At 67.1% G+C, this 20513-nt stretch carries 19 protein-coding genes and 1 pseudogene; 13 read left to right on the plus strand and 7 right to left on the minus strand.

Features of this window, described 5'->3' with window-relative positions; all coding sequences use genetic code 11:
• Positions 1–122: 122 nt before the first annotated feature.
• The 3 genes and pseudogenes from AC5Y3P_RS21210 to AC5Y3P_RS21220 form a co-directional block, all read right to left on the minus strand.
• Positions 123–482 (minus strand): annotated as a pseudogene (locus AC5Y3P_RS21210) (thiolase C-terminal domain-containing protein); the annotation flags it as partial.
• A 137-nt stretch (positions 483–619) separates the two neighbouring features.
• Positions 620–1828, minus strand: a complete 1209-nt coding sequence (locus tag AC5Y3P_RS21215; RefSeq protein WP_500047916.1) for a CaiB/BaiF CoA transferase family protein — start codon at positions 1826–1828, stop codon at positions 620–622.
• Positions 1825–3366 carry an aldehyde dehydrogenase family protein gene (locus AC5Y3P_RS21220; RefSeq protein ID WP_500047917.1) on the minus strand — a complete coding sequence of 514 codons (1542 nt, stop codon included), beginning with the start codon at positions 3364–3366 and terminating at the stop codon, positions 1825–1827. Before AC5Y3P_RS21220 ends, AC5Y3P_RS21215 begins: the two co-directional genes overlap by 4 nt.
• 362 nt (positions 3367–3728) lie before the next feature.
• On the opposite strand from AC5Y3P_RS21220, the gene AC5Y3P_RS21225 reads away from it, so the two are divergent.
• The 4 genes from AC5Y3P_RS21225 to AC5Y3P_RS21240 all read left to right on the plus strand — a co-directional run bounded on the left by AC5Y3P_RS21225 (position 3729) and on the right by AC5Y3P_RS21240 (position 7155).
• Positions 3729–4589, plus strand: a complete 861-nt coding sequence (locus AC5Y3P_RS21225) for a mycofactocin-coupled SDR family oxidoreductase (protein WP_500047918.1) — start codon at positions 3729–3731, stop codon at positions 4587–4589.
• Positions 4590–4646: 57 nt separating this feature from the next.
• The gene (locus tag AC5Y3P_RS21230) at positions 4647–4853 is read left to right on the plus strand and encodes a ferredoxin (protein ID WP_500047919.1); all 207 of its coding nucleotides are present in this window, start codon (positions 4647–4649) and stop codon (positions 4851–4853) included.
• A gap of 36 nt (positions 4854–4889) precedes the next feature.
• Complete coding sequence (locus AC5Y3P_RS21235) at positions 4890–6257, plus strand: cytochrome P450 (RefSeq protein WP_500047920.1); 1368 nt, start codon at positions 4890–4892, stop codon at positions 6255–6257.
• A 76-nt stretch (positions 6258–6333) separates the two neighbouring features.
• Positions 6334–7155, plus strand: a complete 822-nt coding sequence (locus AC5Y3P_RS21240) for a Coq4 family protein (RefSeq protein ID WP_500047921.1) — start codon at positions 6334–6336, stop codon at positions 7153–7155.
• 12 nt (positions 7156–7167) lie between these two features.
• Here AC5Y3P_RS21240 and AC5Y3P_RS21245 read toward each other — a convergent pair whose 3' ends face one another.
• From AC5Y3P_RS21245 to AC5Y3P_RS21255, 3 genes are all read right to left on the minus strand, one after another.
• Entirely contained in the window at positions 7168–8571 is a 1404-nt protein-coding gene (locus AC5Y3P_RS21245; protein ID WP_500047922.1) for a WS/DGAT/MGAT family O-acyltransferase, read from the minus strand.
• Positions 8568–9761: a cytochrome P450 gene (locus AC5Y3P_RS21250; RefSeq protein WP_500047923.1), complete on the minus strand. Its 1194-nt coding sequence runs from the start codon at positions 9759–9761 to the stop codon at positions 8568–8570. The genes AC5Y3P_RS21245 and AC5Y3P_RS21250 overlap by 4 nt, the downstream gene beginning before the upstream one ends.
• A 94-nt stretch (positions 9762–9855) precedes the next feature.
• Entirely contained in the window at positions 9856–11019 is a 1164-nt protein-coding gene (locus AC5Y3P_RS21255) for an acyl-CoA dehydrogenase family protein (RefSeq protein ID WP_500047924.1), read from the minus strand.
• A gap of 209 nt (positions 11020–11228) precedes the next feature.
• On the opposite strand from AC5Y3P_RS21255, the gene AC5Y3P_RS21260 reads away from it, so the two are divergent.
• From AC5Y3P_RS21260 to AC5Y3P_RS21275, 4 genes are read left to right on the plus strand one after another with little or no spacing between them, the layout of a single operon-like run.
• Entirely contained in the window at positions 11229–12329 is a 1101-nt protein-coding gene (locus AC5Y3P_RS21260) for an amidohydrolase family protein (protein WP_500047925.1), read from the plus strand.
• A 30-nt stretch (positions 12330–12359) separates the two neighbouring features.
• A complete protein-coding gene (locus tag AC5Y3P_RS21265) occupies positions 12360–13568 on the plus strand; it encodes an amidohydrolase family protein (protein ID WP_500047926.1) in 1209 nt (402 codons plus the stop codon).
• 1 nt (position 13569) lies between these two features.
• Positions 13570–13971 (plus strand): Rieske (2Fe-2S) protein, encoded by a 402-nt coding sequence (locus AC5Y3P_RS21270; protein WP_500047927.1) that lies wholly within the window; start codon positions 13570–13572, stop codon positions 13969–13971.
• A gap of 18 nt (positions 13972–13989) precedes the next feature.
• Complete coding sequence (locus AC5Y3P_RS21275; RefSeq protein WP_500047928.1) at positions 13990–14886, plus strand: alpha/beta fold hydrolase; 897 nt, start codon at positions 13990–13992, stop codon at positions 14884–14886.
• A 13-nt stretch (positions 14887–14899) separates the two neighbouring features.
• Here the strand turns inward: AC5Y3P_RS21275 and AC5Y3P_RS21280 are convergent, their stop codons facing one another.
• On the minus strand, positions 14900–15373 hold the full coding sequence (locus AC5Y3P_RS21280) for a hypothetical protein (RefSeq protein ID WP_500047929.1): 474 nt from the start codon (positions 15371–15373) through the stop codon (positions 14900–14902).
• Between the two features lie 48 nt (positions 15374–15421).
• Between AC5Y3P_RS21280 and AC5Y3P_RS21285 the strand changes: the two genes are divergently transcribed.
• Genes AC5Y3P_RS21285 through AC5Y3P_RS21305 form a run of 5 tightly spaced genes read left to right on the plus strand, consistent with a single transcriptional unit; the run spans position 15422 to position 20484 of the window.
• Positions 15422–16780, plus strand: a complete 1359-nt coding sequence (locus AC5Y3P_RS21285) for an NADH-ubiquinone oxidoreductase-F iron-sulfur binding region domain-containing protein (RefSeq protein WP_500047930.1) — start codon at positions 15422–15424, stop codon at positions 16778–16780.
• An 8-nt stretch (positions 16781–16788) separates the two neighbouring features.
• Positions 16789–17088: a ferredoxin gene (locus AC5Y3P_RS21290; RefSeq protein WP_500047943.1), complete on the plus strand. Its 300-nt coding sequence runs from the start codon at positions 16789–16791 to the stop codon at positions 17086–17088.
• Entirely contained in the window at positions 17085–18752 is a 1668-nt protein-coding gene (locus AC5Y3P_RS21295) for a thiolase C-terminal domain-containing protein (RefSeq protein ID WP_500047931.1), read from the plus strand. Before AC5Y3P_RS21290 ends, AC5Y3P_RS21295 begins: the two co-directional genes overlap by 4 nt.
• Positions 18749–19669 carry an alpha/beta hydrolase gene (locus AC5Y3P_RS21300; protein WP_500047932.1) on the plus strand — a complete coding sequence of 307 codons (921 nt, stop codon included), beginning with the start codon at positions 18749–18751 and terminating at the stop codon, positions 19667–19669. Before AC5Y3P_RS21295 ends, AC5Y3P_RS21300 begins: the two co-directional genes overlap by 4 nt.
• Positions 19666–20484, plus strand: coding sequence for an NAD(P)-dependent oxidoreductase (locus AC5Y3P_RS21305; protein WP_500047933.1), 819 nt, complete (start codon positions 19666–19668; stop codon positions 20482–20484). The genes AC5Y3P_RS21300 and AC5Y3P_RS21305 overlap by 4 nt, the downstream gene beginning before the upstream one ends.
• The last annotated feature ends 29 nt before the right edge of the window (positions 20485–20513 follow it).

Raw genomic sequence — 20513 nt, forward strand, 5'->3', positions numbered from 1 at the left:
GAAAATGAACCGAAAAGCATCCGCCCCCATCGAAAACAACCCACCAATGGCCTGCATCGCCCCGGTCAGACCGCTCGGCAATCCGATCCCGGTCGTCCACCGTTCTGGCCCTTTCACTGCCATCAGCGTGGCCCTCCTGGTCCTTCTAGGATCGTCACGGCCGACACCGCGGTCGGGCCGCCGAGCGTGTGGGCCAACGGGATTCGCGCATCGTCGACCTGATCGACGGCTGCACCCCGGGGTTGTGCGAAGGGTTCCACGTAGTGCGCGACGCCGGTGGCGCCCGGCGGATGTCCCTTGGACTTCTGGCCGCCACTGGGATTCACCGGCAAGGCTCCCCCGATCGTCGTCTCGTCCGCTTGCACCAACTCGTAGGCCTCGAAAGGCTTAGCAAAGCCTAGGTCTTCATAGCTGATCAGCTCGATTCCCGTGCAGAAATCGTCAACCTCAGCAACATCGTCATCCGATCGTGTACCACCGGCTCCGACCTCGCGACCTGGCCCGGCAACCGCCGCTGTGACGGCATCCTGGTCATCGCCGGCAATGCGACGCACGTCACTACCCCATGGGGGCAGACAGGTGCCAATCGCGGCGATGAACAACATGGTGTGCTTTCGATCTAGGTGACCGCGCCAGCGGTCTTGAGCTCGATGATGCGATCCCAGTCCAGCCCGAGCTCGAGCAGAACGTCATCGGTCTGCTCGGCGAATCCGGGGGCCGGCCCGGTCTGCGGTGCAGTCACATCAAACTGCACCGGGTTGGCGACCAGCTCGAGTTCACCGGCCTGCACCAGGTATTCGTTGGCGCGCACCTGCGCATCCGCGGCGGCCTGCAGGGTGTCCTGCACCGGCGCCCACGGCCCGGCCAGGGTGGCGAACCGCTCACTCCACTCCGGCAGGGTGCGGGTGGCGATCACCTCGCCCAGGATCTCGACTGCCGCCGGGGTGTGCTCGGCGATCGACTCGGCGGTGGCGAAGCGCGGATCGTCGATCAGATCTTCCCGGTCGATGTGCCGGCAGACGTCGGCCCAGAACTTGGTGGGCTGCATCATGACCAGCGAGATGTAGCGGTCGTCCTTGGTGCGGTACACACCGACCAGCGGATTGATCGGCGAACCGTGCACGCCGGGTGGTTGCGCGACCAGGCGCTGCTGCAGGTGGGTGGTCAGCGCCACGGTGTGCCCGAGTGCCCACAGGCCGCTGCCCAGCAGCGACACGTCGACGGTCGAGCCCTCGCCGGTGCGTTCCCGCTTGACCAGGGCCGCGGCGATACCGCCGGCCAGGTTGGTGCCCGAGATGGTGTCGCCGTAGGCCGGTCCGGGCGGGGCCACCATGCCGTCGACGCCTTCGGGGGTGATGGTGGCCGCGGTGCCGGCCCGGCACCAGAACGCGGTCATGTCGTAGCCGCCCTTGTCGGACTCCTGACCGCGCGGGCCCAGCGCGCTGCCGCGCGCGTAGACGATGTTCGGGTTGACCTTGCGGATGTCGTCGACGTCGATGCCGAACTTCTGCCGATGGCCGGGCAGGAAGCTGGTCAAGAACACGTCGGCCCGCTTGGCCAGCTCCAGCAGGATCTCGCGGCCTTCCGGCACCGACATGTCCAGGCCGATGCTGCGCTTGGCCCGGTTGGCGTGCTCGATGTTCGGGTTCGGGTCGCCTTCGACCCGCAGCGGCCCGGTCTGGCGCAGGCCGCGCTGCGGGTCACCGGTGACGGCGTGCTCGACCTTGATCACGTCGGCGCCCCATTCGGCCAGCACCGCGCCGGCCGACGGCACGAAGCCGTACATCGCGACCTCGAGCACCCGGATGCCGTCGAGTGGGCCGCTCACTTGGCGCCCTCCTCGGTCTGCTCGGTCGCCTCGGGTGGCAGCACCACCGCGAAGGTCTTGCGCTCCTGGAATTCCTCCAGGCCCGCCGCGCCCATCTCGCGCCCGATACCGGACTGCTTGTAGCCGCCGAACGGCGCGTCCGGGCTGAAGTAGTTGCCGCCGTTGATCGAGAAGGTGCCGGTGCGGATGCGCCGGGCCAGCGCGATGGCGCGGTCCTGGCTGCCGAAGATGGCGCCGGACAAGCCGTAGATGGAGTCGTTGGCGATCCGCACGGCGTCGTCGTCATCGTCGTAGGCGATCACCGCGAGCACCGGGCCGAAGACTTCCTCCTGGGCGATCTCGGCGCCCGGGTCGACGTTGGTCAGCAACGTCGGGGTGTAGAAGAAGCCGGGGCCCTTCTTCTCGCCGCCGGTGACCAGGGTCGCGCCCGCCGCGACCGCGCGCTGCACCATGGCGTCGACCTTGTCGCGCTGCTTCTCGCTGATCAGCGGGCCCATGTAGGTGCCGGTCTCGTTGGGGTCGCCGTAGCGCACGAAACCGAAGTTGGTCTTGACCAGCTCGACGATCTCGTCGTGCTGGGCGCGCGGCACCAGCAGCCGCGAGGTCAGGGCGCAGCCCTGCCCGGCGTGGGTGACCATCGAGAACGCCGAGAACAGCGCCGCGGTGGAGAAGTCGGCGTCGTCGAGCACGATGGCCGCCGACTTGCCGCCGAGTTCCAGGAACACTCGCTTGAGGGTGTTGCTGGCCGCGGCCATGATGGCGCGCCCGGTCGGGGTCGATCCGGTGAAGGTGACCATGTCGACGTCCGGGCTGGTGGTCAGCGCGGCACCCACCTCGGGGTCGGCGCCGGAGAGCACGTTGACCACACCGGCCGGGATGTCGGTGTGGTTGGCGATCAGTTCGCCGAGCGCCAGCGTGATCAGCGGGGTGTCCGGCGCGGCCTTGAGGATCACCGTGCAGCCCGCGGCCAGTGCCGGCGCGAGCTTGGCCAGGGCCAGCTGGTTGGGATAGTTGTAGGCGATGATCGCGGCGACGACGCCGGCGGCTTCCTTCTCCACCCAGCGGTGGTGCTGGGCGCCGCGGCTCTCGATGTTGCCGAGGTCCTCGGTCAGCTCGGCGTCCTTCAACAGCTCGGCGTAGAACCGGACGATGTCGACGGGTCCGTCGTACTGCGCACCCGCCAGCAGGGCCGGGGTGGCGCCCACCTCGTCGATGGTCAGCTGACCCATTTCGTCGCGGTGCTCGACCAGCGCGGTGTGCAACTGCTCCAGGCAGCGGATGCGCAACTCGACGTTGGTGGACCAATCGGTCTCGTCGAAGGCGCGCCGCGCGGCGGCGATCGCGGCCTCGGCGTCGGCGATGTCGGCGTCCGGGGCATAGCCGAGCACCTCGCCGGTGGCCGGGTTCAGGCTGGCGAAGCTGCGCTCGCCGGCCACCAGTTGGCCGTCGATCAGCAGGCGGCGATCTACCGGATGGCCTGCAACGTCGTCGGTCGCGAGCGCCGCCTCGGGTGCCGCAGCCGTCTCCGGAGATGCCATCCGGTGTCCTCCTCCGAGTTGAAAACAGGATTCTCTTCTTCGGCGAATCTTACATTCGGCCTGCGAGAACTCAAGAAACTAACCAAGACCTCCAGCACGCTGTCAACAGCGCGACCAAGGAATGCCGAAAACCCCAGGAAACCTGCGACTTTTGAGACTGGAAGTGCAGTAACCTTGCGGTACGGGAGACCCGGAGAGTACGGTTCTCACAATCGAAAGGGAGATTCTTGACACCCGAGACGGCCGACTCCGCGCTCGCCGCCAGGCCGGCGCACGGCGCCGTTCGGGCAGAACTCCGACTCGAACGCTGTTGGATCCAAACCCCCAGTTAGACCCAGATCGGTCAGTGGAAAGGAACGCCCATGGGACGCGTTGAAGGCAAGGTCGCATTCATCACCGGCGCAGCGCGCGGACAGGGCCGCAGCCATGCGGTGCGGTTGGCCGAGGAAGGCGCCGACATCATCGCCGTCGACCTGTGCGAGGACGTCGACACCATTGGCTACGCGATGGCCACTCCCGAGGACCTCGAGGAGACCAAGAACCTGGTCGAGAAGACCGGACAGCGGATCGTCACCGCCAAGGCCGACGTGCGCGAGCCCGCCCAGCTGCGCACCGCGCTGGAAGCCGGGCTGGCCGAGTTCGGCAAGGTCGACATCGTGGTGGCCCAGGCCGGCGTCGCCGCGATGAAGGGTCAGCCGCCCATGCAGGCCTGGTCCGACGGCATCAACATCAACCTGATCGGCACCATCAACGCCATCCAGGTGGCGCTGCCGCATCTGAACGAAGGCGCCTCGATCATCGCGACCGCCTCGGCTGCGGCGCTGATGGACGCGCACAACAAGCCCAAACCGGGCGGCGATCCGGGCGGCATGGGCTACATGGTCTCCAAGCGGATGATCTCGGAGTACGTGCACTACCTGGCCACCGAGTTGGCCGTGCGCGGCATCCGGGCCAACGTCGTGCACCCGACCAACTGCAACACCGACATGCTGCAGAGCGAGCCGATGTACCGCAGCTTCCGGCCCGACCTGGAGAAGCCCACCCGCGCCGACGCCGAGCCGGTCTTCGGTGTGCAGCAGGCCATGAAGGTCAACTACGTCGAGCCCGAGGACATCAGCAACGCGGTGCTGTGGCTGGCCTCCGAGGAGTCCCGCTACGTCACCGGCATGCAGCTGCGAGTGGACGCCGGCGGCTACCTGAAGTGGTACGACTACCACGTCTGACCGACGTCCCGAGAAATCGTCTGCCGCACAGCCCGATTCGGCACGAAAGGAAGAACGATGAAGGTCTGGGTTGATCAGGAGAAGTGCCAGGGACACACGCTCTGCGCAATGATCGCACCCGATTCATTCGAACTCGACGACGTTGACGGCCACAGCTCGGCCGTCAACGAGATCGTGCCGGATGACCAGAAGGACGCCGTCCGCGAAGCCGCCCATTCCTGTCCTGAACAAGCCATCGTCATCGAGGACGACGACGGCCAGTAGGCCGCCGCCCGTTCCATCAAACAAGGAGACAACGCCGTGAGCATCGACGATGTCGTGACTGACGACGAGCGCAAGCGCAACAAGTACCACTTCGACCGGCACACACCGGAATACCGGCTGCAGTTCGAGAAGATCACCGAGGAGATGCACTCTCGGTGCCCGCTGGCCTGGACCGACGTCTACGGCGGACATTGGGTGGCCGCGGACAGCAAGCACGTGTTCGAGTTGGCGCGCTGCCCCGCGGTGTCCAATCACCACGACATCTCCGGCGAGACGCCGTTCCAGGGCATCACCATCCCCAAGGCCAGCCGCGCGACCGTGGTGCGCGGCGGCATCCTGGAGATGGACGAGCCAGAGCACAGCGCCTACCGCGGTGCCCTCAACCCGTACCTGTCGCCGGCCGCGATCAAGCGCTGGGTGCCATTCGTCGACGAGATCACCCGCGCCGCGCTCGATGAGCACATCGAATCGGGTCAGATCGACTTCGTCGATCACCTGGCCAACGTGGTTCCCGCGGTGCTGACCCTGGCGATGATGGGCATCGAGCTCAAGAAGTGGAACGTCTACAGCGAGCCCACGCACGCGTCGGTGTACACCCCGGAGCACTCACCGGATCGCGAGAAGATCAATGAGCAGCACCGGGAAATGGGCATCGACCTGATCAACAACATGATGGAGATCCGGGAGAACCCGCGGCCCGGTCTGGTGAATGCCTTGCTGCAGTTGCGCATCGACGGTGAGCCGGCTCCCGACATGGAGATCCTGGGCAACCTGGGCCTGGTGATCGGCGGCGGGTTCGACACCACCACCGCGCTGACCGCGCACGCGCTGGAATGGCTCGGCGAGAACCCCGACGAGCGCGAGCGGCTGTCCCGCGAGCGCGACACGCTGCTCAACCCGGCCACCGAGGAGTTCCTGCGATTCTTCACCCCCGCCCCGGGGGACGGCCGCACCTTCGCCGAGGACGTCGAGGTCAACGGCCAACAGTTCAAGCAGTACGAGCGGCTGTGGCTGTCCTGGGCGATGGCCAACCGGGATCCGTCGGTGTTCGAGGAGCCCAACAAGGTGATCATGGACCGGAAGGGCAACCGGCACTTCAGCTTCGGCATCGGCGTGCATCGCTGCGTGGGTTCCAACGTGGCCCGCACGGTGTTCAAGTCGATGCTCACCGCGGTGCTCGACCGGATGCCGGACTACGTGTGCGACCCGGAGGGCACGGTGCACTACGACAGCATCGGCGTCATCCAGGGCATGCGCAACCTGCCGGCCACCTTCACGCCGGGCAAGCGACTCGGGCCGGGCCTGGACGAGACGCTGGACAACCTGCAGCGCATCTGCACCGAGCAGGAACTGGCATTGCCGATCACCGAGCGCAAGGAAGCCGCCGTAATCGACTGGAAGTAGTGGCGATTTCGGTGCGTTTGCGGGTGCTGAGCGCCCCTAAACGCACCGAAATCGCATTGATCTGGAGGGCAGCGTGGTGCCAAGAAACTCGGATCTGGCCGAGTACCGTCGTCCGAACGGCACGGTCCCCACCCGCCCGGACTGGCGCACCGTCTTCGCCTGCTGGCGCGGGTTCATCCTGACCGGCCACCACATCGACGAGGTGTACGAGGCCTACCTGGCGATGGAGGCTCGGGTGTACGCCCGTACCTTTTACCAGGTCCGGTCTCATCCCAACGGGCGCAAACTGTTTCGCGATCGCCCAGACCTGCTGGCGGTGCTCGGCGATGACGCCTACCTGTCGGATCTACCACCCGGCACCCTCGGGCACGCCTATCACTCCTTCCTGACCACCAACCGGCTCGACGCCGGGGTGTTCGACGAGGCGACGGTGATCCGGCCGTTGGCCGAGAAGCACAACTGGGACGAGGACTTCTACTACCTGATGCTGCGGTCGACCGCGCTGCACGACATCTTCCACACCATCGGCGGCTACGGGCCGGACATGGCCGGCGAGGTCACCAATCTCGGATTCCACTGCGGTCAAATGGAACCCGCCGGACCGCTGGAACGACTGGGCTACGTGATGGCGTTGACCGTGCCGGGCGCTTCGGTGCGGCACAAGCTTCGGGTCTACCGGCAGGCGATCGAGCGCGGGCGGCGCGCCGACAAGATGATCGCCGCGCCCTGGGAGGAACTGCTGGATCAACCGATCGACGACGTGCGCGCATTGCTGGGTATTGCCCCGAAGCGCGAGGCGCATCCACACGGCGATTGGTTCACCAACTGGACGCCGATCGGGATGAAGCCCCCGGCGCGCTGGGATTACGACGAGATCCTGGCCCGCGGCGCATACTGACCCGCGGCAGCGTCAGGCAGCCAGCGCGGCCAATTCGTCGAGCATTCGCGGGAAGAGGTCGGTCAGTTGCCACACGTCGGGCATCAGATCGGCACAGGCCACCACACCGATGTCGATGCCGCCGTCGTAGGACCCCAGCGACACGTTGAGCCCGACCCCGTGTAGCACCGGGCCCAGTGGGTAATTCGCCCGCACCGCCGCGCCCAGCAGGAACGACGGCACCTGTGATCCGATGACGTTGGACACCGACACGTTGAACAACGGCTTGCGCGCGGGTAATCCGGTCCAGGTGTACGCGCGCATCATCCCCGACAGCAGCCCGGGCAGGCATTCGGTGGAGTCGCGCAGCAATGAACCACCGATGTCGGCGCTGACCTCCTTGGCCTGCGAACTGGCGTGTGCGATCGCGGCCAGTCGCTGCACCGGATCGGCGATGTCGGTGTGCAGCCGAGCGAACATGGCCGACATGTTGTTGCGCCCGATGCCGTCGTCCTCGACGACCACCCCGATCGGCATCATGGCGACCAAGGATGCGTCCGGCAGCGCATTGCGGTCCAGCAGGTACTGGCGCAGGGCACCGGAGACCATCGCCAGCATGACGTCGTTGACCTTCACGCCGAACCTGTTCTTGACGTTCTTGACGTCGGCGAGGTCGATGCGAACCGTGCCGACCGCCCGCGCGGGAGTGATCGGCGCGTTGAACAATGTGCGCGGCGCGCCCAGCACGCCGGCCGTACCGCGTCCGGTCAGAGCGCGACTGCCGGTGCGCGCGGCCATCCGCAGCGCATCCGGAACCACCTTGGCGGCCAGCAATTTTCCGCGTCGGCGCAGCTGCACCACCCCGTCGCGGAGCAGTTCCCGCCGCGACGGCAACGCCACGTCCGGAACTGCTGCCGGCACCTGCGCGTCAGCTTCTTCGGGTTCGGTGCTGAACAACCGCGAGAACAGATCCCGACTGCTGGTGCCGTCCATCATGGCGTGGTGGATCTTGGCCAGCAGCGTGATCCGCGAGGACCCCGGCCCGCCGTCCGGCCCGCCCTCGATGACCCACATCTCCCACAGTGGCCGCTGCCGGTTCAGCGGTGTTGCGATGAGATCGCCCACCAATGCCGATGCTTCGGCCCGGCCGGCCGAAGCCGGCAGAATGCGGCGCTGCAGATGATGGTCGAGATCGAAATGCGGATCGGGGGTCCAGACCGGGGTCCCGATCCGCAGTGGGCCGGCGGCGAGCTTCAAACGGAATTCCGTGACCCCGGCGATCCGCTGCGACAATGCCGCACGAAATCTTTCGAACGTGTAGTCCTCGGGCATGGTGGCGGTGTCGAGTTCCATCAGCAGGGAAATCGTCATCGGCTGCCCCGGGGACTCCAGCCGCAACAGGCTGGTGTCGAATCCGCTCAACCGGTCGATGCTCATGACAGCACCCGCACCGGCAGTTCCGACCAACCCCGCACCGTCGGTGAGTACACTCGCTGACACTCCTCCCAGATCACTTCGTACCGCGGCATGAAATCCAGCAGGCGATCCAGCGCCACAGCACATTCCAGCCGAGCCAGCGCGGCACCCAGGCAGGTGTGCACGCCGTGTCCCAACCCGAGGTGCACGCTGCCGGCGGCCGGCCGGTTGATGTCGAACCGGTCCGGATCGTCGAACACTTCGGGATCCCGGTTGGCCGCCGCAGCGCACAGCATCACCGGCTTCCCCTCGGGTATCGACACCCCGTGCACCGTGATCTCGGACAGCGTGCAGCGCAGGTTGTACTGGACCGGCCCGTCGAACCGCAGCAACTCCTCCACTGCGGCTCCGATCCTGCTGCGGTCCTCGACCAGTTGCTGCCACTGATCGGGGTGCTCGGCGAAGGTGGACACCGCGGTGGCGATCAATTTGGTGACGGTCTCGGCGCCGGCGCCCCCGAGTAGTGTTGCAAACCCGGCGATCTCGAGGTCGTCCAAATGGGTGACCTCGCCGTTGGCCCGTTCGATCTGGGCGGCGATCAAGGCGCTGATCATGTCATCGGCCGGCTCGGCCCGCCGCTGTTGGACCAACTCGTAGTAGTAGAGCCCGGTGTTGACGAAGGCTTGCATACTCGCCTCGGAGCGCTCGACCTGCCCGGGAACATGGCGCAGCGATTCGTCGATCCAGAGCCGGATCTGCTGGCCGAAATCCTCAGGCACCCCGGCCATCCGGGTGATCACCTCGACCGGGAACAGCGCCGAGAAGTCCTGCACCACATCGAACCGAGCCGGGTCGGCAACCGCCAACCGGGAATCGACGAGTTGTTCGATCACCGCGCGCTGCGCTTCGATGGCAGAGGCAGTGAAGCCCTTGCTCAGCAGGCTGCGCATCCGGCGGTGTTCGGGCGGATCCATGAACAGGATCGCCTTGGGCGGGTCCTCGGGCGCCCTGATCATCGCCAGGTCGAATCCGCGGGTCGAGGAGAACACCTGCGGATTGCGATAAGCCGCAGCCACATCCGAGTAGCGGGTCAGCGCGTAGAAGTCGTGCTCTGCGCTGTAGAACACCGGCGCGTGCTCTTGCAGCTGTCGATAGATCGGGTAGGGATCGTCGTGGAACTCCGCAGAGAACGGATCGAATTCGATCGGCATGCCCTGGGTCAACCTTCAACCTTCCGTCGAGCAGCCTGCGGGCGATTTCGGTGCGTTTGCGGGTGCTGAGCGCCCCTAAACGCACCGAAATCGCTTACAGCCCGAGGCCGCGGGCGATGATGTTGCGCTGGATCTCCGAGGTGCCCCCGGCGATGGTGCCGGCGAAGCTGCGGAAGTAGCGCTCCATCCAACTCGCCGACAGGTAGTCCAGGTCATACGGCCGGTGGCTCGAGGTGTCGGCCGGGTGGCGCAGACCATCGATGCCGGCGCCGTCCAGCGCGGCCTCGGTGGCGTCCCGCTCGGCCTCGGACCCCAGCACCTTGAGCACCGAGATGGTGGTCATGTCCTCCTCGCCGCGGGACGCCTTGGCGATCGCCGAGGAACCCAGTAGCCGCAGCGCCTGGTAGTCCATCAGCAGCGTGGCGTAGCGGTCCCGGCCCAGCGTGTCGGTGGGTGTGAAGTCCTCGATCAGGTTGTGCAGCCGGTCGGCGTACTGCATCCACATCATGGTGCGCTCGTGGCCGAGTGCGCCGTTGGCCACCCGCCACCCGCCGTTGAGCGGGCCGACCAGGTTTTCCTTGGGCACCCGGACATCGGTGAAGAACACCTCGTTGAAGTCCAGGTCGTCGTGGTGGCAGATGGTCGGGAATGGCCGGCGCACCAGGCCCGGGGTGTCGGTCGGGATCAGCAACACCGACAGTCCCTTGTGCTTGGGGGCGTCCGGATCGGTACGTACGAAGGTGAACAGCACGTCGGCGTCGTGCGCACCCGAGGTCCACACCTTCTGCCCGTTGACCACGAAGTGATCCCCGTCGGCGACGGCCTTGGTGCGCAGCGACGCCAGGTCCGAACCCGCGCCGGGTTCACTCATGCCGACCGACGCGGTCATCTCGGCGCGCAGGATCGGCACCGCCCACCGGCGTTTCTGCTCGTCGGTGCCGAAGGTCAGGATCGAGGCGGCGACGATGCCCACGCCCTGCGGGTTGTAGCTGTGGTAGATGTGCCGCTTGGACAGCTCCTCGCGGTGCACGTACTGCTGCACCACGGTGGCGTTGCGGCCGCCGAACTCGGGCGGGTTGCCGGGCAGCAGCCAGCCGTGGTCGAACTGCAGGGCCTGCCAGCGACGCGCCCACTGCGGGATGTGCGAGCAGGTTTGCGAGCGCTCCGCGGCCTCGGCCTCGGCCGGCAGGTGCTCGTCGAGGAATGCGCTGAACTCGTCCCGGAAGGCTTCCACGTCGGCGTCGAACGTGAGTTGCACGGCTCTCCTCGTAATCGCTGGACCATTCCATCTTGCCCCTTGCCACCGGGGCCCATCATAGGAGAATATCATTCTAGATATCTGGAATTGAAGTCTCCCGCGGCCTCAGCCCGGCCGCAGGACAACGCTACCGCAGGCGAGAATTCCATTCTTGCTCTCGAAGAACGGGGTTGTACTATGGATCACATGGCTGAGCGTGGAGGGCTCGCATGATCGAGGTCACCGACGGTGCGCAGACCATCAAGACGCCGGTGATCGACGCCAGCGTGCACATCTTCTTTCCCAACAACAAAGACCTGCGGCACAACTTCATGCAGGAGCCGTTCCGCAGCCGCGGCTTCCCCGACTACGAGATGGACTGGTACGGCGCGCCCGGCGGTGAGTACGCCAAGGGCACCAAGGGCCCGGACGGTCAGTACCCCGGCTCCCACGTCGAAACCGTGGCCCAGCACCTGTTCACCGACCGCGGTGTCGACATTGCGGTGCTGCACCCGATGACCCGCGGCGTGATGCCGGACCGGCATCTGGGCACCGCGATCGCCGCGGCGCACAACGAGATGATGGTGACCCGCTGGCTCGAGCACGACGAGTTCGGCGAGCGGTTCCGCGGCACCATCCGGGTCAACCCCGACGACATCGTCGGCGCGCTGCGCGAGATCGACAAGTACAAGGACCACCCGCGGGTGGTGCAGATCGGCATCCCGCTGCAATCTCGTGAGCTCTACGGCAAGCCGCAGTTCTGGCCGCTCTGGGAGGCCGCCGTGGAGGCCGGCCTGCCGGTCGCCACGCACATCGAGGTGGGCGCCGGAATCGGTTTTGCGCCAACGCCATCCGGGCGCACCCGGACCTACGAGCAATACCACGGCTTCATGTCGTTGAACTACCTGTACCACCTGATGAACATGATCGCCGAGGGCGTCTTCGAACGCTATGACGGTCTGAAGTTCGTCTTCGGAGACGGCGCCGGCGATTCGCTGACACCGTTCATGTGGCGGATGGACTGTTTCGGCCGACCGCATCTCGAGCAGACCCCGTGGGCACCGAAGATGCCCAGCGACTACCTGCCCGGGCACGTCTTCTTCGTGTCCGGACCGTTCGACGGGCCCGGCGACGTCGAGTACGCCGGTGAGTGGTTCGGCTTCACCGGCAAGGACGACATGACGATGTACGGGTCGAGCTATCCGCACTGGAATCTCAACGATCTGAAGGTGCCGGCCGCCTACAGCGCCGAGCAGCGTGACAAGTACTGCTGGCGCAATGCCGCCGAGCTCTACGGAATCGACATCCCGGCCGGCCTGGTCGCCCAGTAACCCTCACAGCCTGAGAGAGAAGCGTCCACGATGAGCAGCACAGAACACTCGACCCCCGGAAACGTCCACGCGGGCAACGCCGAACCCGCGACCAAGGCCGTCACCTCGACCACCGAACGCGTCACCCCGACCGAGCGCATCGCGGTGCGCTGCGTGGACTCCGATGTGCACCCGGTCCCCAAGCGCGGGCAGCTGTTGCCGCACATCCCAGAGCCGTGGCGGAGCAAGTACTTTCTGACCCATTCGTTCGGTGAGCAGATCTACTACGACGCCCCGGATTACGCGCACGCCTTCGCGATGCGGGTGGACTCGTTCCCGGACGACGGTGAATTCGCCTGCAGTGACCCGGACTTGGCGTTCAAGCAGTTGATCATGGAGGCCGGCGCCGACATCGCGATCCTCGAGCCCGGCGCGTATCCGTGCCGGATCCCGGAAGCCGACCACGCCATGAGCCAGGCGCTGAACTCCTGGCAGGACGCCTGCTGGCTGGATTCACACAACAACTGGCACCAACGCTGGCGCGGTTCGATCTGCGTCTCGATCGAAGCACCGCAGTTGGCCGCCGCCGAGATCGAGAAATGGGCCGGGCATGAGTACATGGCACAGATCCTGATCAAGGCCGAACGCCGGCCGGCCTGGGGTGATCCGTGCTATGACCCGGTGTGGGCCGCGGCCACCAAACACGACATCCCGGTGTCCTGCCACCTGTCCCGCAGCCACCACGAAGAGCTGCCGATGCCGCCGGTCGGCTACCCCAGCTACAACCACGACCTGATGGTCACCTACTCACTGCTGGCGCACAACCAGATCATGAGCCTGATCTTCGACGGCGTCTTCGACCGCTTCCCGACGCTGCGAATCGTGTTCGTGGAGCACGCCTTCACCTGGATCCTGCCGCTGATGTGGCGGATGGATGCCATCTACGAAGCCCGTAAATCCTGGCTGGACATCAAGCGCAAACCCAGCGAGTACGTCAAGGAGCACATCAAGTTCACCACCCAACCGCTGGACTATCCGGAGGACAAGACCGAGTTGTCCCGGGCCTTCGAGTGGATGGAGTGCGAGAAGATCCTGCTGTTCTCCAGCGACTACCCGCACTGGACCTTTGATGACCCGCGCTGGCTGGTCAAGCATCTGCCCGAGCATGCCCGCGAAGCGGTGATGTTCCGCAACGGCATCGAGACCTATCACCTGCCCGAGACCGTGCCGGCGCTCGAGGGCCAGGTCCGGGTGCACTGAGATGCCCAACGAAGCCAACGAAACCAAGCCCAGACGGCTGGCTCAGGGCCGCGAGCACGTGGTGGCCACCGTCGACGAAATCCCGCCCGGCACACACAAACTGGTGCCGATCGGCCGGCACGGAGTCGGCGTGTACAACGTCAACGGCACGTTCTATGCGATCGCGAACTACTGCCCGCACGAGGGCGGACCGCTGTGCTCGGGCCGGGCCCGCGGCCGCAACGTGGTCGACGACTCCGTCCCCGGCGACGCCGTGATGGTGCGCGACATGGAGTTCATCTACTGCCCGTGGCATCAGTGGGGTTTCGAGCTGGCCACCGGCACCACCGCAGTCAAACCGGAATGGAGCATCCGTACCTACCCCGTCCGGGTCGTCGGCAACGACGTCCTGGTCCAAGCCTGAGGACGTCCGAGAGAACCGATGACCACTACTGCACTTGACCCCGGCGAACACCGCATCGAGATCAACGGCGGCAACGTCGTCTACGAGATCCTGGGTACCGACGGCGAGTTCATCGCCCTGACCCCGGGCGGCCGATTCAGCAAAGACATCCCCGGGCTGCGGCCGCTGGCCGAAGCCCTGGTGGGAGGCGGCTACCGGGTGCTGCTGTGGGACCGGCCCAACTGCGGCAAATCCGACGTGCAGTTCTACGGACAGAGCGAATCGCACATGCGCGCCGAGACGCTGTCGAAGCTGATCACCACGCTGGGCATCGGTCCGTGCATCATCGCCGGCGGTTCCGGCGGCGCCCGGGATTCACTGCTGACCACCATGCTCTACCCCGAGCTGGTGCGAAAGCTGGTGGTGTGGAACATCGTCGGCGGCGTGTACGGCAGCTTTGTGCTGGGTGGTCACTATGTGGTGCCGAGCATTCTGGCGGTCCGCGGCCTGGGCCTCGAGGGTCTGGTCAAGGTGCCGGAGTGGCGCGAGCGCATCGAGCAGAACCCGGACAACGAGCAGCGCTTCAAGGCACTGGATCCCGACGAGTTCCTCAAGGTGATGCTGCGCTGGCTGAACGCCTACGTGCCCAAGCCCGGCCAGACCATCCCGGGCGTGGTGGACGAAATGTTCGACGAAATCAAGGTGCCCACCTTGATCATCCGCGGCGGCGAGAACGACTGGGATCACCCCAAGCGCACCTCCTACGAAGTGCACTGCCTGATCAAGGGTTCGACGTTGATCGATCCGCCATGGCCCGAGGACGCCTGGGAACGCGCCGGCGAGAAGATGGCGCAGAGCGGCGGGAAGGACTTCTGCCTGTTCGACACTTGGGTTCAGGCCGCGCCGGCGATCCTGGACTTCTTGGCCCGGCCATGACCGCGAGCGGCGCTCAGACCGTCCGGATGACGACCTCGCAGTTGGTGGAGGCCTCCAACGCGGTGTGGATGCGGCTCTCCGGGATGCGGGTGAGATCGTCCTTACGCAACGTCACCGTGATGATGTCCCAGCCGTCCGGGCCGGGCACCCGCTCGATCTCACCGGTCAACCCGAAACCGGCCAGCACACCGTGCGCGTCGTCGTCGGTGCCGTGGCTGACGAAGGTCAACACGCCGGCCACCGGCGCACCACCGAAAGCCTTGGCGCACATCGCGATCGCCGTTCGCTGCAGCTCTTCGGGCGCCTCGCCGGCCATCAGCAACTCGACCTCGCGTCGACTCGGCGGCAGCGGCGCCAGATCGTTGTCGATCAACTCGGCGCCGGCCTCGGCGGCCAGCTCGGCCAGCGCGGCCATCCCGGTTCGCAACTGCACTGCCGACAGCTCGCCGCTGGGATCGACCTTGACTCGCACCACAGCAGTTCGCACGTGCAGCAGCCTAGCCACCGTGCGCTCCCAGCCCGCAGGAGGTTCTGCATGACTACCGCTACCGAGCCCGGCGCCGACCTGGCGGTGCGCGTCTGGCCGGGCCTGACGCCGCGGCTGCTGCGCACCGCGACGGCAACCGAGAACGCCACCGAGACCCTGGCCGAATACACCGCAGCCGGTGGATATCTGGCTGCCGGCGACCCCGAGCCACTGCTCGACGAGGTACGCGCGGCCGGGGTGCTGGGTCGCGGTGGCGCGGCGTTCCCACTGGCGGTGAAGTTGCGCACGGTGCGCCAGGCACAGCTGGCCGGCCGCGACACCGTACTGGTGGCCAACGGCGAGGAGGGCGAACCGGCCTCGATCAAGGACCGCTGGCTGCTGCGGAACCGGCCGCATCTGGTGCTCGACGGTGTGCGGCTGGCGGCCAACGTGATCGGCGCCCGGCACGCGCACGTCTACGTCTCGGATCCGCAGGCCGCCACCGCGGTGCAGTCCGCGCTGGCCGAGCTGCGCGACACCGAAATCCTGGCTGCACTGACGGTCAGCCTGACCGTGGTCTCCCCTGGCTATGTCGCCGGCGAGGAAACCGCTGCGGTGCATGCCATCAACGGCGGACCGGCCAAACCGACCGACAAGCCACCGCGACCGTTCGAGTCCGGTGTCGGTGGACTGCCCACCCTGGTCAGCAACGTCGAAACGCTGGCCAACCTGGCCTATCTGCAGCGTGCCGGAGCAGCTCGATACCGCGAAGTGGGCACCGAGGCGGCACCGGGCACCTTCCTGGCCACCATCACCAGCGCCGGCCACCCGCCGGTCCTGTTCGAGCTGCCGCACGGCGTGCGGTTGGCCGAAGTGCTTGCCGAGCACGGCATTCCGGCCGAGCAGGTACGCGGCGCCCTGATGGGCGGCTACTTCGCCGGACTGCTGAACGCCGACGTGCTCGACGTCAGCCTGGACCACGAGACGCTGCGCGGATTGGGCAGCGGTCTGGGTTGCGGCGCGGTGTCGGTGCTGACCGAGGAGTGCCCGGTGGCGGTGGCCGCTGCGGTGCTGTCCTACTTCGACCGGGAGAACGCCGGCCAGTGCGGTTCGTGCTTCAACGGCACCGCGGCGATGGCGGCCGCGGCCGGGGCGCTGCGCGACCACACCGCCGACGCCGATGACCTGGCCCGGCTGCGCCGATGGTCGGTGGTGCTGCGCGGCCGCGGCGCCTGCGGCACCCTGGACGCCGCGACCAACATCGCGGCCAGCCTGCTCGACGCCTTTCCCGATGAGGTGGCCGCGCACCTGGACGGCAGCTGCGCACGTTGTGCGGCAACGCCATATACCGACCCCAAGCCGTTCCAGGTCGAGCCGGCGCCGCAGCCGGCGTCGAATGGACAGACCGCAGAGGTGGCCCGAGCATGAGCAACCCGATGCGCATCAAACTGGACCGCACGCTGTGCGACGGGTTCGGCATCTGCGCCAAACACGCACCGGAGTACTTCTCGCTGGACGACTGGGGTTACGCCGTGCTGGTCGGTGACGGCAACATCCCGGAGGAGGACCGGGACGCCGTGCTGCGAGCGCTGATGGACTGCCCGGTGCACGCCATCATGGAACTGAGCGAGCGCCGCCCCGATGACCCGCCGCCGGCGGCGCCCGTCGATCTCCCCGACCCGGCCGATACGCTGCAGACCGAAGACAACGAAGCGGAGTGGGGTTTCACACGATGACCGACAGCGCCAAGCCGAAGCGGATGCCGCTGCCCCAGGTGGCACTCGAGACCGAATTCTTCTGGACCTCAGGCGCTGACGGGCAATTGCGCATCCAGGAATGCGGCGACTGCAAGGCGCTGATCCATCCGCCGCGACCGATCTGCCGGTACTGCCGCAGCCACAACCTGGGGCCGAGGGTGGTGTCCGGTCGCGCCATCCTGTCGGCGTTCACGGTCAACCACCGGTTCGCCATCCCCGGCCTGCCCGCGCCGTACGTGGTGGCGCAGGTGGCCATCGAAGAGGACCCCCGGGTTCGGTTGACCACCAACATCATCGACTGTGATCCCGAGGAACTCGAACTCGGCCAGATCGTGCAGGTGGTGTTCGAGCAGCACGCCGACGACGTGTGGCTGCCGCTGTTCACCCCGACCGCCGACCGCGAGATCGGTACGCTGCCCGACGACGAGATCGCACCCACCGACTTCAGCACGCACGTACGGCCCAAGCTGCCCGGAGCCAAGTTCGAGGAACGCTCGGCGATCACCGGCATCGGGGTGTCCCAGCTGGGCCGCCGCCTGCTGGTGCCGCCGCTGAGTTTGACCATCGAAGCCTGCGAGGCGGCGATCGCCGACGCCGGCCTGACCTTCGACGACATCGACGGCCTGTCAACCTATCCCGCGATGGACGCGATGGGTATGGGCGAAGGTGGCTGCACCGCACTGGAGGGTGCTTTGGGCATCCGGCCCACCTGGATCAACGGCGGTATGGACACCTTCGGCCCGGGCGGTTCGGTGATCGCGGCGATGATGGCCGTGGCCACCGGGATGGCCCGGCATGTGCTGTGTTTCCGCACGCTGTGGGAGGCCACCTGGGGTCAGCTGATGAAGGAGGGCAAGGTCGCTCCGATGGGCGGTGCCCGGGTAGCCGGGTGGCAGGCGCCGTTCGGCGCCACCTCGGCTGCGCATACTTTGGCGCTCAACGCGCAGCGGCACTTCCACCGCTACGGCACCACGCGCGAGACGCTGGGCTGGATCGCGATCAACCAGCGCAGCAACGCCGCGCTGAATCCGACTGCGATCTACCGTGATCCGATGACGATGGACGACTACCTGTCGGCCCGGATGATCACCACCCCGTTCGGTCTGTACGACTGCGACGTGCCGTGCGACGGTGCAGTCGCGGTGATCGTCTCGGCGGTCGAGACGGCCAAGGACCGGCCCAAGCCGCCGGTCCTGATCGACGCGGTCGGCACCCAGATCATCGAACGCACCGACTGGGACCAGACCACGCTGACCCACGAACCGCAGGTGCTGGGCCAGGCCGCGCACCTGTGGAGCCGAACCTCGCTGCGCCCCAACGATGTCGACGTCGCCGAACTCTATGACGGCTTCACCTTCAACTGCCTGTCCTGGCTGGAGGCGCTGGGCTTCTGCGGCATCGGCGAAGCCAAGGACTTCCTCGACGGTGGGCACAACATCGCCCGGGACGGCGTGATCCCGCTGAACACCCACGGCGGCCAGCTGTCGCACGGGCGCACGCACGGTATGGGTTTGATCCACGAGGCGGTCAGTCAGCTGCGCGGGGAGGCCGGGGAACGGCAGGTCGCCGACGCCAAGGTGGCCGTTACCAGCTCGGGCGGGCTGACCCCCAGCGGCGTGCTGCTGCTGCGCACCGAATCATGACCGAAACCACGCCGCAGCCGCGCGTCGTCCTGGTCGACGGCGTGCCGATGTCGGGTCTGCTCGCCGAGGCGCCCGACCCGCGCGGTGTGGTGGTGGCGCTGCACGGCGGCGCGACGACGTCGGCGTACTTCGACTGCCCGGGACATCCCCAGCTGAGCCTGCTGCGGTCCGGACCGCAACTCGGTTACACCGTGGTGGGCCTGGACCGCCCGGGTTTCGGCTCCTCGGCGCTGTACGCCGAGGAGTTCACCGACCCGGACCGGCGCACCGAAATGACCTATCGCGCAGTCGATGCCATCCTCGGCGACCGGGACCGCGGCGACGGACTGTTCATCCTGGCGCATTCCAACGGCACCGAGTTGGCGCTGCGCCTGGCGGCGCATGAGCGCGGCGCGGATCTGCTGGGGGTCGAGATCTCCGGCACCGGGCTGGAGCAGCAGGACACCGCCCGCGCGGTGCTGGCCGGCGCGTCGGTGGACAATGTGCCGACCGGCTTGCGCGCGCTGCTGTGGGAACCCGCCGAGCTGTACCCGCCCGGCATCTCGAGCGCGGTGCGGATCAAAACCGGTCCGATTTCACCGGGCTACGAATCGGGTTTGGTGGCCAACTGGGCGTCGACACTGGCCGGGCTGGCCGCCGCAGTCCGGGTCCCGGTGCGCTACGTGCTGGCCGAGTTCGAACGGGTGTGGCGCACCGACCCGGATGCGGTAGCTGCCGTCGTCGCGTTGTTCACCGCCGCACCACACGTCGGCACCGCCCTGCAGCCGGGTGCCGGACACAACCTGAGTTTGGGCAACACCGCGGCCGAATACCATCGCGGTGCCTTGTCTTTCGCAGATCAATGCCGCGCTCACCGCACCGCCCCCGGCGCACCGGTGACCGGTACCCACCAATTCAGCACGGAGGCCAGTTCATGAAGGTCGGATTCATCGGTTTGGGAAGTCAGGGCGGCCCGATGGCCCGCGCCATCGTCGACGCCGGGTTCGAAACCACGCTCTGGGCCCGTCGGGCCGCTTCGCTGGAGCCCTATGCCGACACCGCGGCCAAGACCGCCGGCAGCCCGGCCGAGCTGGCGGCCGCCAGCGACGTGGTGTGCCTGTGCGTGATCGGTGACGACGACGTGCGCGAACTCGCCAACGGTGAGCAGGGCCTGCTGGCCGGGATGGCCGCCGGCGGCACCATTGTCATCCACAGCACCGTGCACCCGAACACCTGCCGGGAACTCGCCGAACAGGCTGGGCCCAAAGGTATTTCGGTCGTTGATGCGCCGGTCAGCGGCGGCGGTCCGGCGGTCCAGGCCAAGCAACTGCTGGTGATGGTGGGCGGCGCCGACGAGGATGTCGCCAAGTGCCGGCCGATCTTCGAAAGCTACGCCGATCCGATCGTGCACCTGGGTCCGCTGGGCGCCGGACAGGTCACCAAGATCCTGAACAACCTGCTGTTCACCGCAAACCTGGGCAGCGCGATGAGTCTGCTGAGCCTGGGCGAGCAGCTGGGCGTGGAGCGGACCAAGATGTGCGAGGTGCTCACCCGCGGCTCCGGAACCAGCAAGGCGCTGGGCAGCATTGCCGCGTTCGGCGGCACGCTGGACAACCTGGCACCGATCGCCGGTGCGCTGCTGCAGAAGGACGTCCGGCTGGCCGCCGACCTGGCGGCGCGCGCCGAGGCGGCCGAGGGCACGGTGTTCACCGTCGCCGACACCGCGCTGACCGAGATGGATCACCCACGGTGAGCTGCACGGACCGGACACCGACTGCGGCG

The organism is Mycobacterium sp. NGS45 (assembly GCF_059812645.1).

What these genes read in the sequence shown, in the direction of transcription:
- AC5Y3P_RS21265 (WP_500047926.1), top strand. Translation starts at nt 12,360, where the DNA reads ATGAGCAGCACAGAACACTCGACCCCCGGAAACGTCCACGCGGGCAAC.
- AC5Y3P_RS21225 (WP_500047918.1), top strand. Translation starts at nt 3,729, where the DNA reads ATGGGACGCGTTGAAGGCAAGGTCGCATTCATCACCGGCGCAGCGCGC.
- AC5Y3P_RS21230 (WP_500047919.1), top strand. Translation starts at nt 4,647, where the DNA reads ATGAAGGTCTGGGTTGATCAGGAGAAGTGCCAGGGACACACGCTCTGC.
- AC5Y3P_RS21245 (WP_500047922.1), bottom strand. Translation starts at nt 8,571, where the DNA reads ATGAGCATCGACCGGTTGAGCGGATTCGACACCAGCCTGTTGCGGCTG.
- AC5Y3P_RS21290 (WP_500047943.1), top strand. Translation starts at nt 16,789, where the DNA reads ATGCGCATCAAACTGGACCGCACGCTGTGCGACGGGTTCGGCATCTGC.
- AC5Y3P_RS21285 (WP_500047930.1), top strand. Translation starts at nt 15,422, where the DNA reads ATGACTACCGCTACCGAGCCCGGCGCCGACCTGGCGGTGCGCGTCTGG.
- AC5Y3P_RS21305 (WP_500047933.1), top strand. Translation starts at nt 19,666, where the DNA reads ATGAAGGTCGGATTCATCGGTTTGGGAAGTCAGGGCGGCCCGATGGCC.
- AC5Y3P_RS21300 (WP_500047932.1), top strand. Translation starts at nt 18,749, where the DNA reads ATGACCGAAACCACGCCGCAGCCGCGCGTCGTCCTGGTCGACGGCGTG.
- AC5Y3P_RS21275 (WP_500047928.1), top strand. Translation starts at nt 13,990, where the DNA reads ATGACCACTACTGCACTTGACCCCGGCGAACACCGCATCGAGATCAAC.
- AC5Y3P_RS21270 (WP_500047927.1), top strand. Translation starts at nt 13,570, where the DNA reads ATGCCCAACGAAGCCAACGAAACCAAGCCCAGACGGCTGGCTCAGGGC.
- AC5Y3P_RS21250 (WP_500047923.1), bottom strand. Translation starts at nt 9,761, where the DNA reads ATGCCGATCGAATTCGATCCGTTCTCTGCGGAGTTCCACGACGATCCC.
- AC5Y3P_RS21220 (WP_500047917.1), bottom strand. Translation starts at nt 3,366, where the DNA reads ATGGCATCTCCGGAGACGGCTGCGGCACCCGAGGCGGCGCTCGCGACC.
- AC5Y3P_RS21260 (WP_500047925.1), top strand. Translation starts at nt 11,229, where the DNA reads ATGATCGAGGTCACCGACGGTGCGCAGACCATCAAGACGCCGGTGATC.
- AC5Y3P_RS21295 (WP_500047931.1), top strand. Translation starts at nt 17,085, where the DNA reads ATGACCGACAGCGCCAAGCCGAAGCGGATGCCGCTGCCCCAGGTGGCA.